At 66.9% G+C, this 14,019-nt stretch carries 18 protein-coding genes; 8 read left to right on the top strand and 10 right to left on the bottom strand.

Going from position 1 to position 14,019, the window contains the following annotated elements; translation table 11 throughout:
* Positions 1-108: 108 nt before the first annotated feature.
* The 9 genes from V474_RS14965 to flgB form a co-directional block, all read right to left on the bottom strand.
* A complete protein-coding gene (locus tag V474_RS14965; RefSeq protein WP_059152282.1) occupies positions 109-474 on the bottom strand; it encodes a rod-binding protein in 366 nt (121 codons plus the stop codon).
* A complete protein-coding gene (locus V474_RS14970) occupies positions 471-1,613 on the bottom strand; it encodes a flagellar basal body P-ring protein FlgI (RefSeq protein WP_059152283.1) in 1,143 nt (380 codons plus the stop codon). Before V474_RS14970 ends, V474_RS14965 begins: the two co-directional genes overlap by 4 nt.
* A 92-nt stretch (positions 1,614-1,705) precedes the next feature.
* Entirely contained in the window at positions 1,706-2,398 is a 693-nt protein-coding gene (locus V474_RS14975) for a flagellar basal body L-ring protein FlgH (RefSeq protein ID WP_059152284.1), read from the bottom strand.
* 86 nt (positions 2,399-2,484) lie between these two features.
* Positions 2,485-3,273, bottom strand: coding sequence for a flagellar basal-body rod protein FlgG (gene flgG, locus V474_RS14980; RefSeq protein WP_059152285.1), 789 nt, complete (start codon positions 3,271-3,273; stop codon positions 2,485-2,487).
* Between the two features lie 40 nt (positions 3,274-3,313).
* Positions 3,314-4,054 (bottom strand): flagellar basal body rod protein FlgF, encoded by a 741-nt coding sequence (locus V474_RS14985; RefSeq protein ID WP_059152562.1) that lies wholly within the window; start codon positions 4,052-4,054, stop codon positions 3,314-3,316.
* Between the two features lie 230 nt (positions 4,055-4,284).
* Positions 4,285-5,094 (bottom strand): flagellar hook-basal body complex protein, encoded by an 810-nt coding sequence (locus V474_RS14990; RefSeq protein WP_059152286.1) that lies wholly within the window; start codon positions 5,092-5,094, stop codon positions 4,285-4,287.
* Between the two features lie 24 nt (positions 5,095-5,118).
* On the bottom strand, positions 5,119-5,430 hold the full coding sequence (locus V474_RS14995) for a flagellar hook assembly protein FlgD (protein WP_059152287.1): 312 nt from the start codon (positions 5,428-5,430) through the stop codon (positions 5,119-5,121).
* On the bottom strand, positions 5,427-5,819 hold the full coding sequence (gene flgC, locus V474_RS15000) for a flagellar basal body rod protein FlgC (RefSeq protein ID WP_200844898.1): 393 nt from the start codon (positions 5,817-5,819) through the stop codon (positions 5,427-5,429). Before flgC ends, V474_RS14995 begins: the two co-directional genes overlap by 4 nt.
* Before the next feature lie 14 nt (positions 5,820-5,833).
* Positions 5,834-6,181, bottom strand: a complete 348-nt coding sequence (flgB, locus tag V474_RS15005) for a flagellar basal body rod protein FlgB (protein ID WP_059152288.1) — start codon at positions 6,179-6,181, stop codon at positions 5,834-5,836.
* Between the two features lie 310 nt (positions 6,182-6,491).
* On the opposite strand from flgB, the gene V474_RS15010 reads away from it, so the two are divergent.
* The 8 genes from V474_RS15010 to V474_RS15045 all read left to right on the top strand — a co-directional run bounded on the left by V474_RS15010 (position 6,492) and on the right by V474_RS15045 (position 12,860).
* Entirely contained in the window at positions 6,492-7,142 is a 651-nt protein-coding gene (locus V474_RS15010; protein WP_059152289.1) for a MotA/TolQ/ExbB proton channel family protein, read from the top strand.
* Complete coding sequence (locus V474_RS15015; RefSeq protein WP_059152290.1) at positions 7,139-7,537, top strand: hypothetical protein; 399 nt, start codon at positions 7,139-7,141, stop codon at positions 7,535-7,537. The genes V474_RS15010 and V474_RS15015 overlap by 4 nt, the downstream gene beginning before the upstream one ends.
* A gap of 219 nt (positions 7,538-7,756) precedes the next feature.
* Complete coding sequence (locus V474_RS15020) at positions 7,757-8,254, top strand: flagella basal body P-ring formation protein FlgA (protein ID WP_059152291.1); 498 nt, start codon at positions 7,757-7,759, stop codon at positions 8,252-8,254.
* Between the two features lie 121 nt (positions 8,255-8,375).
* Positions 8,376-8,666, top strand: a complete 291-nt coding sequence (gene flgM / locus V474_RS15025; RefSeq protein WP_052505596.1) for a flagellar biosynthesis anti-sigma factor FlgM — start codon at positions 8,376-8,378, stop codon at positions 8,664-8,666.
* Positions 8,667-9,011, top strand: coding sequence for a flagellar protein FlgN (locus tag V474_RS15030; RefSeq protein ID WP_059152292.1), 345 nt, complete (start codon positions 8,667-8,669; stop codon positions 9,009-9,011).
* Positions 9,012-9,088: 77 nt separating this feature from the next.
* The gene (locus V474_RS15035; RefSeq protein WP_236711280.1) at positions 9,089-9,985 is read left to right on the top strand and encodes a transglycosylase SLT domain-containing protein; all 897 of its coding nucleotides are present in this window, start codon (positions 9,089-9,091) and stop codon (positions 9,983-9,985) included.
* 71 nt (positions 9,986-10,056) lie between these two features.
* The gene (locus V474_RS15040) at positions 10,057-12,111 is read left to right on the top strand and encodes a flagellar biosynthesis protein FlhA (RefSeq protein ID WP_456237692.1); all 2,055 of its coding nucleotides are present in this window, start codon (positions 10,057-10,059) and stop codon (positions 12,109-12,111) included.
* Complete coding sequence (locus tag V474_RS15045; RefSeq protein WP_059152294.1) at positions 12,108-12,860, top strand: sigma-70 family RNA polymerase sigma factor; 753 nt, start codon at positions 12,108-12,110, stop codon at positions 12,858-12,860. Before V474_RS15040 ends, V474_RS15045 begins: the two co-directional genes overlap by 4 nt.
* A 22-nt stretch (positions 12,861-12,882) precedes the next feature.
* On the opposite strand, the gene V474_RS15050 is transcribed toward V474_RS15045, so the two are convergent.
* On the bottom strand, positions 12,883-13,959 hold the full coding sequence (locus V474_RS15050) for an acyltransferase family protein (protein WP_059152295.1): 1,077 nt from the start codon (positions 13,957-13,959) through the stop codon (positions 12,883-12,885).
* Positions 13,960-14,019: the final 60 nt, after the last annotated feature.

Here is a 14,019-nt window from a genome sequence, read left to right on the forward strand (position 1 = left end):
CGCGGCGCGATGGACCCTGAAACAAGTTCAGGGTGACGGAGTGGGAGGGGCAACGGATTGCGTCAGGCACCGTCCGGCGGTGACGGGTTGGGAGGGCGACAGGCTGCGTCAGCCACCGTCCGGCTTGGTCGTCGACCCGCTTCCCGCATCATCCGCTCGTCCCGAGTTGCTCGCAGGACCGCCGACGAACTTCGCCATCTGCTCCTCCAGTATCTTCGCAAGGCCCAGCACGCCCGACTGCACGGTGCTATCCGCGACGTGTTCGTCCTGAAGCTGGCGGAAGGTATCCAGCGCCTGCCCGCCGGAGATATCGCCCGCGCCGCCATCTCCGCCGAAGCTGGTCTTGCGCGCGGCGCTCAGCATCTCGCGCACGAAAACGGCCTCGAACTGCTTGGCGACGGTGTGCAGCTTTTCGCGGTCGGTGGCGTCCGCCCTGGTCGCCATGCCGGGAGCGGCGGGAAGGATCGTGCTCATATGATGACCATTTCCGCCTTGAGGGCGCCGGCCTGCTTCAACGCTTCGAGGATCGCCACCAGGTCGGACGGGGTGACGCCCAGCATGTTGAGCGCATCGACCACCTTGGACAGCGAGGCGCCGCCCCTGAACAGCGCGACCGAGCGGTTTTCCTCCTCGACCGAGACGTTCGAGTGCTGCTCGGTCGCGGTGCGGCCCCGGCTGAACGGGGCGGGCTGGACCACCTGCTGGTTCTCCTCGACGCGCACGGTCAGCTTGCCGTGGCTGATCGCGGCGGGGGACAGGCGCACGGCAGAGTTGATGACCACGGTGCCGGTGCGGCTGTTGACGATCACCCGCGCGGCGGTTTCCGCCGGGTTCACGTCGATCATCTCGATCGCCGCCATCACGCTGGCGCGGCTGTCGGGATTGCCCGGCAGGCGCAGGGCCAGGGTAACGCCGTCCTCGACCGAGGCGGTGTTGGGCAGGCGCGTGTTGATCGCATCGCGCACGCGCGCGGCGGTAAGGAAATCCGCCTCGAACAGGTTCCAGCGCAGCATCTCGCCGCTGTCGAAGCCGGTGGCGACGGCGCGCTCCACGCTGGCCCCTTCGGCGATGCGGCCCACGGTGGGGATGTTGACGGTGACCTTGGACCCATCGCGGCCCGAGGCGTCGAGACCGCCCACGGCAAGGTTGCCCTGCGCCATCGCGTAGACCTGCCCGTCGGCGCCGTAGAGCGCGGTGAGGATCAGCGCGCCGCCGCGCAGGGACTTGGCCTTGCCGATGGTCGAAACGGTGACGTCGATGCGCTGCCCCGGCTTGGCGAAAGCGGGCAGGTCGGCGGTTATCATCACGGCGGCGGCGTTCTTCAGGCCGGGCGCGATGCCCGGCGGCAGCGTCAGCCCCATACGGCCCGAAACGCCCTTCATCGCCTGCGTCAGGTATTCGAGATTGTCATCCCCCGTGCCCGGCAGGCCGACGACGACGCCGTAGCCGGTGAGCTGGTTGGTGCGCACGCCCTGAAACTGCCCCAGATCGCGCACGCGCTCGGCATGGGCAGGGACGGTGAGCAGGGTTAGGGCGATGGCGGCACGGGCGAGGTGCGCGAGCAAGCGTATGCCGCCCCACACTTCGTCATCCCCGCGCAGGCGGGGATCCATCTTCGAGGGCCCGCGTAGCCATGCAGGGCAGGAGATGGATTCCCGCCTGCGCGGGAATGACGAAAGTAGGGAAAGAAGCGTCATCTGCATCCTCAGAACGGCGAGATCTTGTTGAAGAAACGGCCCAGCCAGCCCTGCTTGCTGGCCTGCTGGAGCGCGCCCTTGCCGGTATATTCGATGCGGGCATCGGCCACGCGCGACGAGGCGATCTGGTTCTCCTGATCGATGTCGGCAAGGCGCACGATGCCGGAGAAACGCACCCATTCGTCGCCCTGGCTGATGAGCATCTTCTTCTCTCCCCGCACCAGCGCGGTGCCGTTGGCGCGCACTTCGGCGATGGTGACCGCCAGGGTGGTATCGAGCGCGGATGTCTGCGCGGCGCTGCCCTGTCCGTTGAACGACGAATTCGACGCGGCCTTCAGCGAATTGGGCTTCAGCAGCTGCGAGATCAGGCCCGTGGTGGGCGGGGTGATGGATGCGCTGCCGCTCTTGCCGCTTTTGGAGCTGACCGCCTTGGACGCGGTGGTGCTTTCGGTCAGCAGGATCGTCAGCGGGTCGCCCACCCGCGCCGCGCGCGTGCCCTGATACAGCGGGGCGTATCCGGCCGAGACGTTGAAGATCGAGCCGGTTGGCGGCGCAATCGGCGCGGGGGCCACGGGCAGGCTGGCCTCGAAGCCGGAGGACTGCGGCGGCTTTTTCGCGAAAGCCGGGGTCGCCAGGAGCGCGAGGGCGACGGCGGCATGCTTCGACAAGCTCAGCATGAGCGGGTTTTTGTTTTCCGGCATTTCCTGCCTCCGGCCATCCTGAGCTTGTCGAAGCCGGCCATCTTGAGCTTGTCGAAGCCGTTCATCCTGAGCTTGTCGAAGGACCATCACAGCGTCTGGTTTGCGTTGCGCAGCATTTCATCCACCGCCGAGATCATCTTCGAATTGATCTCATAGGCGCGCTGCGTCTCGATCATGTCGACCAGTTCCTCGACGATGTTGACGTTGGAGCCTTCCAGCATCCCCTGCCGGATGTGGCCGCGTCCCTGCTCGCCGGCGATGCCGATCTGGGCGGGGCCGCTGCCGGCGGTTTCCAGCATGAAGTTGTCGCTGGCCGATTGCAGCGCCACGGGATTGGTGAAGCTGGCGATTGTGATCTGCCCCAGCTGCGTCGGCTCCGACTGTCCGGCAAGCTGCGCGGAAACGGTGCCGTCGTCCGAAACGGTGATCGTGGTCGCGCCTTCGGGCACGGTGATGCCCGGCTGCACGGCATAGCCCTGCGAGGTCACCAGCTGACCTTCGGCGGTACGGCTGAAATTGCCCGCACGGGTATAGCCAAGCTGGCCGCCCGGCAGCTGGACCTGAAAATATCCATCACCGTCCAGCGCCAGGTCGAACGAATTGCCGGTGGTCTGCAAGGTGCCCTGCGTCTCCATCCGCGTGGTCGACTGCACAGCGACGCCGGTGCCCAGATTGAGGCCGGTGGCATAGGCCGTCTCGGTCGAGGACTGCGCGCCCGCCACCCGCGCATCCTGATAGGCGAGCGTGGCGAAGTTGGCGCGGTCGCGCTTGAAGGCGGTGGTCGATACGTTGGCGAGGTTGTTGGCGATCACGCGCATGCGCGTGTCCTGGGCCTCTAGCCCGGTGCGGGCGACCTGAAGTGCGGAACTGGGCATTGTCTAAATCCTCTGGCGTTTCGGTGTTCGGACGGCGTTTTCAGTCCAGCCGCATCAGGCGCGCGCCGGCTTCGTCGAGCTGCCCTGCGGTCTGGACCAGCTTGGTGCGCATATCGAAAAGCCGCTGCGCCGCGATCATCTCGACCAGTACTTCGGAAGGGTTGACGTTGGACTGCTCCAGGGCTCCGGGAATCACCTGAGCGTTCTCGTCCACCGGCAGGATTCCGCCATTCGGCACGCGAAACTGGCCGGCGATATCCTTGGCGATCCTGGTCCCGGCGGTGCTGACCAGCTTGAGCCTGTCGATCACCTGCGGGGCGGCGTCGGGGGTGTCCGGGTCCTGCACCAGCACGCCGCCGTCCGGGCCGATCGTCACCTTAAAGCCGGGGGGAACCGAGATCGGGCCGGAACCGCCGATCACCGGCAGGCCGTCGCCGTTCTGCAGCACGCCGGTGACGGTGACCGAAAGATCGCCGCGCCGGGTGTAGCTTTCCTGGCCATCAGTCGCCTGCACCGCCAGCATCGCATCGCCCTGCATGGCGACGTCGAGCGGGTAGTTCGTGCGGTTGAGGCCGCCCGCCTTCATCGACGCGGCAGAGACCTCGGTGCTCGACAGGCTGCGCACTTCCAACTGCGGGCCTTCCAGCGTGGTGGGCGTGGCCTGCAGGATTTCCGCCTTGAAACCGACGGTCTGCGCGTTCGACATGTTGCTGGCGATGACGCGCTCGCGGTTGAGCGAGGCGTTCATCCCCGAGACGGCGGTGTAGATCAGGCGGTCCATCGGCGGGTCCTTTTCCATTGGTGCACACCGCACGTCGCCGCCGCAGAACCGTCACCCTGAACTTGTTTCAGGGTCCATCTCGCGGTTTGACCGGACGGGTTAGTGCGTAGTGCCGCCGGTGCGGATTACGGCGGCAAACACAGGTTGGCCGGCGAAATGGACCCTGAAACAAGTTCAGGGTGACGAGGAATATCAACGCAGCGTCGTGCTTTACGGGCAGACGTGGTTCATCAGGTGCGCAGGTTGATGACGGTCTGCGAGATCTGCGTGGCGGTATCGATGGCCTTGGCGTTGGCCTGGAAGTACCGCTGGGCGCTGATGAGATCGACCAGCTCCTCGGCGATATCGACGTTCGAACGCTCCAGCGAGCCGGAGTTCAGCGGGCCGAACGCGCCCGAACCGGGAGCGCCGAAATTCGCCTCGCCGGACTTGCCGGTGACCTTCCAGCTCGAATCGCCGACCTGCTTCAGGCCCGAGGGGGCGACGAAGTTGGCCAGCGCCACGGTGCCCAGGGTCACGTTGCTGCCGTCGTCGTAAGAGGCGACGACCATGCCTTCCTGGTCGATCGTCACGCTCGCATAAGCCGAACCGGCGGCGTTGGTGGGGGCGACCTGCGCGTCCTGATGGACCGCGGTATTGGTGACGCCGCCCACGGAGGGGAAGACCTGCAGACGCGCGCCTTGCGCGTTCTTGATGAAGCCGCTGCCGTCGACGCTGAAGGCGCCGTTGCGGGTATATTCGGTCTGGCCGGACTTGGGCGAAACGGTGGTGAAGAAGCCTTCGCCGCCAATGGCGATGTCAAGCGCGTTGCCGGTCTGCTCGATGGCGCCCACGTTGAAGTCCTGCGCGATCACGCTGACGCGCGAGCCGATGCCCACGGTCAGCGAGGGGTCGGTGACGATCGACGACGAGATGATGTCGGCGAACTGGGTATTGCTTTTCTTGAAGCCGTTGGTTTCGGCGTTGGCGATGTTGTGCGAGATGACGTTGAGTTCGGTCTGGGCGTTCTTCAGGCCGGTGAGCGAGGTGTAATAGGACATCTAAGGTACTCCGAAGAAAGGGTTTCAGGCGTTCTTGTCGGTCTGGGAAGCGGCGAGCGCGGCCACGGCATCGGCGGTCGATTTCTGCGCCTCGGCCAGCGTGTCGAGCTGGCCGGAGATGGTCTTGAGCGTCTCACCCATCTCGGTGGTCCCGGCGAGCGAGGAGAACTGCGCCATCTGCGCCAGCATCTCCTTCTGATCGACCGGATCGAAGGGGTCCTGCTGCTGCATCTGGGCCGTCATCAGCTTGAGGAAATCGCCCTGGTCCAGCGACGAAAGCGAGGTCCTGTTCGACGACGTGGCCGACGAGGGGTTGGTTACGGAAGTGACGGTCATTTCATCCTCATCGTTTCGAGCATCAGGTTCTTGGCGGTGGACAGGGCCTCGACCATGTTCTGGTACTGGCGCGAGGCTTCGAGCATCTCGACCATCTCGGCGTTCTCATCGACGGGCGCGGACCACACATCGCCGTTCTCGTCGGCAAGGGGGTGGTCGGGGTTGTGCTGGCGCACGGCAGCCGCCTTTTCCCGCATCACGCCCGATACAGCGACGGTGGAGAGGCCGCTGGCGCGGTCGAGGTCTTCGGAAAAGACGGCGCGGATCGGCTTGTAGGCGCCCTGTTCGGTGCCCGAGACGGAACCGGCATTGGCCAGGTTCGAGGCCGCCGCGTTCATCCGCACCAGCTGCGCCGACATGCCGCGCTGGGCGACGCCGAACAGGTTCATGGGACCTGACATCGTCAATCCCCCCGCAGCGCCCGCTTCACGGTATCGACCCGTGAGCGGATGAATTCGAGCGTGGTCGAATAGCCGACCGCGTTTTCGGAGAAGGAAAGCTGCTCGTTCTGCAGCTCCACCGTATTGCCATCGAGCGAGGGCATCACCGGCACGCGGTAGAGCGTCGCCGAATGCACCGCCTTGTCGATCCCGGCGCCGGCATCGGCGGCCTTGATCGCGGCGGTGAAGTCGATGTCGCGGGCCTTGTATCCGGGGGTGCCGGCATTGGCGATGTTGGAGGCAAGCACGCCCATGCGCTGCGAGCGCAGTTCCAGCGCCTTGCCATGTATTCCGAATAGATCCTGCGGCATTTGGGTGGTGTCCCGAACTGTGTGCCGGATGTTTCGCAAGAGACGTGCCAATCGGTTGCAGTGCAGGTTTTGGCGGAGATCGGTTTGTGGCTGTGGGGGCTTCGACACGCTCAGCCTGAGCCGGTTTCGGGCACTTTGACCGACAGGACCATTCTCTCAATTCCGCTCAGGCTGAGCTTGTCGAAGCCCCCGGCGTCCTCCCGCCTCCACTCGCCGACCGGCAAGTCCTTGCCGCCCACCGGCAAATGCGCGCCTGAGGCTGAATTTGCCGCGTGCCGGCCCGTTCTGTGCTGCAAATGGAGTACGGCCGATGATCTCCCACACCCTGTTCGACCCTGCCGGCGCCGCGATCGTCGTCGGGGGCACCTGCCTTGCCACCGTGCTTCGCTGCGGTATCTGGGACACGCGCATGGCCTTTGCCGGGGTGGCCCGGCTGCTGCGCCCGCGATTTAGGGCGGCGCAGGCGCGGGCGGAGCTGGCCCCGCAGGTTCAGGAAATCCAGCAGGACGGCGTCATCCGCGCCGAACCCCACCATTTCGGCGATGAGGAATTCGATGCCGTAACCGATGCGCTGATCGGCTCGCGCTCGATGGGAGGGCTGCAGGGCGCCCACGCCGCGCACAAGCGCCGCCGCGTCGACCAGAGCCGCCGCGCGGTACGCACGCTGGAACAGGCGGCGGAACTTTCGCCGGTGTTCGGCCTTGCCGGTACGCTGGTCGCGCTGACCCGTCTGCCGGCCGATCCCGGCGCCGCGTCCGATTTCACCGGCGCCATCTCGATGGCGGTGCTGACCACGCTTTACGGGCTGCTGCTGGGCAACCTGCTGTTCGCGCCGCTCGCCCGCATGATCGCCCGGCGCGCGGCGCAGGAGGAGCATGAACGCCAGCGCGTGCTCGACTGGCTGGAAAGCCAGGTCGCGGGCGCTCTGCCGGGCGCATTGCCGGGGGGCGGCAAGCGGTGAAGGGCACCAGTTCGTTCGGCTGGCAGACTTCGCTGGCCGATCTTGCTCTGATCCTGTTCATGCTGAGCGCCGCCTCGCTGCACAATCGCCCGGCCGGGCAGGCGAAGGCCGACCTTCATGCCTCTGCGCGGTCCGAACCCCTTGCGGTCTACCACGCCGCTCCGGGTGCCCCGCCTCTGGACGTGTGGCTGGAGCAGCAGGCGGCCGATCCGCGTCAGCAACTTACCATCACCGCCCGTTACGGCGCCGCGCCCGGCGCGCGCGATGCGGCTCTGGCCGAGGCTGCGCGCCTGCTCGCCGAAGCCGGAGCGCATGGGCGCGCCGCGCGGATCGTGGTGGAGCCGGGCGCCGGTCCCGCCCGTGTCGCCCTGGCCTATGACGTGCCGGAGCGCTGAGAGACCGTTTGAAAATGCGCGAAAGAGCGCATTTTCGTGTCGGCACCAGCCCACTCCCCCACCCGGCCACCCACTAGTGTACCCTTGATGGGTGGCCGGGTGGGGGAGTGGGCTGGTGCCGCAGAATGGGCAAAGCCCATTCTCAAACGGACTCTTAGAAGCTGGCACGGGACTTGCTGTGACGGGGCGGTAAGCCTCTTTGCGCATAAAGGTATCCGAATGCCCGCCAGCCTGTTCCTTTTGGCCACTGCCGTTTCGGCGCAGTTCGCCGATCTCGACGCCATAGACCGCCAGATCGCGAGCTTCACCGGCGCCCCGGCAGGCGAGATGGGCGGCGCCGCAACCCCGGTGGATCGCCGCCTGCGCCTTCAGCCCTGCCATGCCGGCGTGGCCATGTCGTGGCGCACGCAGGCGCAGGACAGCGTCGTGGTGCAGTGCGGAGACCCCTCCGGCTGGCGGCTGTTCGTGCCGGTCCGCAGCAGCGGTGCAGGGCAGGGCGCGCCCGCCGCCATCTCACGTGGAGATGCCATCGCCATAGCCGTTTCGGGCGATGGCTTCACCGTGTCCCAGCCCGGCGAGGCGATGGAATCCGGCCCCGTTGGCGGCTGGATCAGGGTGCGGCCACTGGCCGGGCCCGGCGCCAGCCTTGCGGTCCGGGGCCAGATGATGCGCGCGCGGGTCGAGCGGCCGGGGCTGGTTTCCGTTCCCATGCCCTGATCGCAAATGTTGACCGCAAATTCTGGCGGCAACCGGCAAGTGGCAAAAACCTGCCGCCCGCCCCCTTTAAACGGCCGCGCCGATGTCGTTCTGGAAGACAGGACATCTCAAGGAGCGGCAAATGCCACCTATCGAACTGGGATCCGCGCAGCGCATCGGCGCAGTCGATACCCGGCTGGCCCGTGTCACGGGCGGTGACACGGCCACGGTCAACACCAGGCCAACCACTTCCGTCTCGGCGGCTCCGGCCGTGGAGACTTCGCAGGCCCTGAACGCGGGCGCTGCCCCCATCGACACCGACCGGGTCGCATTGATCCGCAAGGCGGTGGAATCGGGCAACTATCCCGTGGTTCCGGCCAAGATCGCCGACGCCATGATCGCGGCCGGCATGTTGCTCAGGAGCGCCCACTAAATGCCGACTTCCCCCCTTCGCCCAAGCGAGCTTAGCGGTGCCTTGCGGCAAATGCTTGCCGTTCTGGAAGACGAGCGGCAGGCCCTTGCCGGTCTGGACCTCGACGCGATCGTCGGGACCACGCTCGACAAGAACCGCCTGTGCGGAGCGCTGGAAGGTCTGGACGCCATTCACCTTGATGAGGAATGCCGCTCGATGCTGGACGCGGCGCGCCGGCTTAACGAGGTGAACCGGCAGGTCCGCAACATCATCGCGGCCAATGTCACGCGGCGCCTGAATGCGCTGACCGGCAGCCCGCAGCTCTACCGCATCCCGCCGGGCTACGCGATGGCGGCAAGGGGCTGACGGCCCGGCCGCTCTTGGAAATCTGGCACGGCTCTTGCTGAAACGCTCCCGGTACATGGTGTGCCGGGAGTTTTGGTTTGAGCGACGGACAAGTCTTCGCCGGCATCGCCACGCGGTCAGCCGTGGGGGCCACATCGGGCGGCTCGCAGGTCCGCGCCGCGATCGCCCATGCGGCCGAGGCCACCGGCGTCGATTTCCAGTACCTCATGGCGCAGGCCAAGCTGGAATCGAGCTTTGATCCCGCCGCCCGCGCCGCTACTTCCAGCGCGGCGGGGCTGTACCAGTTCACCTCCGGCACCTGGCTTTCCACGATGGGCCGCCACGGCGCCGAGCACGGCATGGGCTGGGTCAGCGATGCGATTCAGGGCGGCACGCTCGATCCCGCCACGCGGGCGCAAGTCATGGGGCTGCGCTATGACCCGCAGGTTTCGGCGCTGATGGCGGGCGAACTCGCCGCCGACAACCGCGCCGATCTTATCGCGCGCCTTGGCCGGGAGCCGGATGCCGCCGAACTCTATCTCGCGCATTTCCTTGGCTCGGCCGGGGCCGGGCAATTCCTTGAAGCACTGGCGCAGAACCCGAACCAGAGCGCGGCGGGCATCCTGCCCAAGGCGGCCGCCGCCAATCGCGGCATCTTCTTCGCAGGCGGCGCGCCGCGTTCGGTCGGCTCGGTCATGGCGCTGATGCGCGGCAAGGTGGCTGGCGCCATGGAGGGCGATTTTTCGCCCGGCATCGGCGGGGAATGGACGCCCGGATCGCCCTCCCTTGGCTATGAGAACGTCGCCCTGGAAGCGGCCAGCTACCAGCCTTCCGGCCCCCTCGCGCGGGAATTCAACGCCGGGCTGCCCGCCGCTGCCGCCACTGGCCAACGATCGATGGCCGACACCCTGCAAGCCGCGTTCGGTACGTCCGGTTCCGCCGCCAGCGGCCATGTCCGCGATGCGTACTCCAAGCTGGCGAGGCTTGGTCTGTGACCCTGCTGGGACGTATTCGAAACGCCGGAGCCATCGCGCTGCCGGCGGGTATCCTCGTGCTTATCGTGCTGATGATCGTGCCGGTTCCGGCTTTCGTGCTGGACGTGGCGTTCGTGCTCAACATCGCGCTGTCGGTGGCGGTGCTGATGGCGGCGATGAACGCGGAAAAGCCGCTCGATTTCTCGGCCTTCCCCTCGGTCCTGCTGTTCGCCACGCTGCTGCGCCTGTCGCTCAACGTCGCCTCCACCCGTGTGGTGCTGGTCCACGGGCATGAGGGAGAAGCGGCAGCGGGCAAGGTGATCGAGGCCTTCGGCGCCTTCCTGATCGGCGGCAATTTCGCGGTCGGCATCTTCGTGTTCCTGATCCTCGTCATCATCAACATGGTGGTGGTGACCAAGGGCGCGGGGCGCGTTTCGGAAGTGTCCGCGCGCTTCACGCTGGATGCGCTGCCGGGCAAGCAGATGGCCATCGACGCCGACCTTGCCGCCGGGCTGATGACCGCCGACGAAGCCAAGGCCCGCCGCCGCGAAGTGGCGACCGAGGCTGACTTCTACGGCTCGATGGACGGTTCCTCGAAATTCGTGAAGGGCGACGCGATCGCCGCGCTGCTGATCCTGGGCGTCAACATCATCGCGGGCTTCTGCCTGGGCATGATAAGCCACGGGCTGACCGCATCGCAGGCCGCGCAGACCTATATCACGCTGGCCATCGGCGATGCGCTGGTGGCGCAGGTGCCCTCGCTGCTGCTGTCGATCGCGGCTGCCGTCATCGTCACCCGCGTGTCTGACAGCCGCGACCTTGCCGGGCAGATCGGCAACCAGTTTGCCGCCCCCGGCACATGGTTGCCGGTGGCGGCGGTGCTGGGCGCGATGGGCATGATCCCGGCCATGCCGCAAAGCATCTTCCTGCCCGCCGCCGCGCTGGCGGGATGGATGTGGCATGCCCTGCGAAAGCGCGCCGAACGCGCCCTTATCGCCTCGGTCGAAGTGGCGGAACCTGCCGCCCCCGCCGATCCCTCGCGGATCGAGCTGGAGGATGTTTCCGACCACACCCTCGTCACCATCGAACTCGGCTACGGCCTTGTGCAGCTGGTGGACGAGCGGCGCGGATCGCCGCTGGTCACGCGCGTCACCGGCGTGCGCAAGCAGCTGAGCCAGTCGTTCGGCTTCATCGTGCCGCAGTTTCGCGTGCGCGATGCGCTGGACATGCCGCCGCATGACTACCGCATAGTCCTGGGCGGCGTGAACCTGGGCGGCGCGGCGATCCGGGCGGACAAGGTCCTCGCCATCGACGCGGGCGAGGCCAGCCCTCACCACGCCCTGCGCGGCGAGGCGACGTGGGACCCCAGTTTCGGCTGCCCCGCCCTGTGGATCGACCCGGCCGCGCGCGATCACGCCACCGCCGAGGGGTTCCTGACCGTAGACCCCGGCACCGTCATCGCCACGCACCTGAACCAGTTGCTATCGGCGCGCCCGCAGGACCTGCTGGGCCCGGATCAGGTGCGTGCGCTGATCGATTCGCTGAAGGAACACTCCGCCGGTCTGGTCGAGACGGTGTACCCCGCGCCGTTGACGCTTGCCGGCGTCACCCGCCTGGTGCGCGCGCTGCTGGAGGACCACATCCCGATCGCGCATCTGGTGCCGATCTTCGCCAGCCTTTCACGCGCCGTCCAGCAGACGGTGGACCACGACCGGCTTGTCGAACTGGTCCGCGCCGATCTTGGCGCGCTGATCGTCGGGCGGGTCTGCCCGCCCAGCGAGCGCCTGCCGGTGGTGACGCTGGATGCCGGGCTGGAGGCGGCGATCGTGCAGGGCATGGTCGATCCCGCGACCGGCCAGCCGGTGATCGAACCGGACCTTGCGCGCATGATCGGCGAGCGCATCACCGCGCTTGGCGAGATGCGCGGCCCCCACGCGATCCCGCTGACGCTGGTGGTGCAGCCTCGCGCGCGCCGGGCGTTGGCGGCGCTGCTGCGCCTGCGCGCGCCCGGCTGCCTTGTACTCTCGATTTCCGAGCTGCCCGCGACCCAGCCGATCGAGGTCATCGACGTGATCGGCGCCGCCGCTCCGCCGCAGGAACCGCGCGGCCTTCCCGCACCTGACAACGCCGAAAGCATGGCCGCATGAACCAGATGTCTTTTTCGACCTCTTCCCCGTCCGCGTCTCCGGCGGCGATGCGTGCCTATCAGGGCGACGTGGGCGACCGCGTGCGGCGCTTCCTGCCGATGGTGCGGCGGCAGGCCTGGCATGTTCACGGCAGCGGACGGCCGGGGATCGAACTGGAGGATCTCGTCCAGGCGGGCCTCGTCGCGCTGACCGAATGCGCGCAGAAACACGCCGGGCCGACCGAGGACGGCTTTGCCGCCTACGCCAAGATGCGCGTGCGCGGCGCGATGGTGGACATGGTCCGCCGCAGCCTGCCGATGTCGCGCGGGGCGGGTGAACGGAGGCGCCTGCTGGCCGAAAAGGAAACCGCCCTGCGCGGCAGCCTTGGCCGTGAACCCAACCCGCGCGAACTGGCGCAGGCGATGGGCATCGACGAGCGGGAACTGGCTTCGCTGCGCGCATCGAGCCAGCCGCTGCGCTTCGATTCGCTGGATGAGGCCTATTCCGACCAGAACATGGCCTTCGCCGCCGAAACGCCCGACAGCTTCGCGATGCTGGCGGGAGAGGAAACGCGCGGCGCGGTGATCGCGGCGATTTCCGACCTGCCGGACCGGCTGAAGCTGATCGTCCAGCTCTACTTCGTCGAGGAACTCAACCTGGCCGAGATCGCCGAAGTGCTGCAGGTCTCGGTGCCGCGCGTGCATCAGCTCAAAGCGCAGGCGATCGACAAGCTGCGCGCCGGTCTGGAGGGCGTGGCAGAGGTGCTGTGACGCTGCCGCTTGGTGTGCCGGCTCAGGCTGCGGCTGCTTCCAGTCTCGGGGTTGGCGGGGCGGAGCGGGGAAGTCTTAGCCCCAGCCAGCGCGTCAGCGGCCGCTCTATGCAGAGATGCAAGGCCAGGCCCGCGGCCGTGCTCAGGACGACATAGAGCAACATCGCGGCGACCGGGAGCTCCCGCGCCAGCGCTTCCCCGCCGATGTGTTTTACCAGGCCGAACAGCAAGGGATGGACGAGGTACAGGCTATAGGACGAATCGCCCGCCAGGATGAGCCAGCGCGGTACTTTGAGGTGGGCCGACGCCAGGATCGCCGATGATGCCAGCACCGCGCCCAATGCCAGAACGGCAATCCGCCACCAGACAGGGTCATTGTGATCGGGGATCAGTGTCTGCTGCAGTACAAGCATCACCAGACAGCCGGCAGCGAGGCCCAGGAACGGATGCCGATTGTGGATCGCCGGGTAGGATTTGTGGAGTACGGCCAGTCCGATACCCAGCAGGAAGGGCAGCAGCAGGGGGTCCGTCCATTCCTGCGCCAGGGTCGACGGGTCATGATAATGCCAGATGGGATTGAGAACCTGGTCCGTCAGTAGGAGCACTCCCAGCGTGCAGCAAAGCAGCATCAGGCCGCGCCGGACAAGCAGCGACACCGCGAACAGAACGTAGAAAAACATCTCGAAGTTGAGGGTCCAGCCCACGCCGAGCAGCGGGCGTATCAGATGGCCGTGGACGATGTAGGGAATGAACAAAAGCGATTGCATCACCCGCACCATGCCCACAGGTTCGGCGTTTCGCAGGATGATCACGAGGGTCAGCATGGTCATCATCCAGTAGAGCGGGACGATGCGTATCAACCGTTTCTGCAGAAACGAGAGGGAAGCTCCGGGCATCCCGAACGTGCCGCGACTGATGTAGACCATGATGAAGCCGCTGACGGTGAAGAACATCAAAACCCCGAGCGAACCGAGCAGTTCGTAGGAGCGAGCCGGAAGAATGAGCGAGCCGAAACCGCCCGCCCAAAGCGCGCCGTGAGCGATCACGACGAACCAGGCGGCGACAGCGCGTAATCCTTGTACCGCGTCCAGACGTTGCATGCGGCCCCACCTCTTTTGCCTCAAGGTCCCCCGCCGAGGGTCCCGGATTTCGGGAGGCAA

The organism is Novosphingobium barchaimii LL02 (assembly GCF_001046635.1).
Lineage (GTDB): Bacteria > Pseudomonadota > Alphaproteobacteria > Sphingomonadales > Sphingomonadaceae > Novosphingobium > Novosphingobium barchaimii.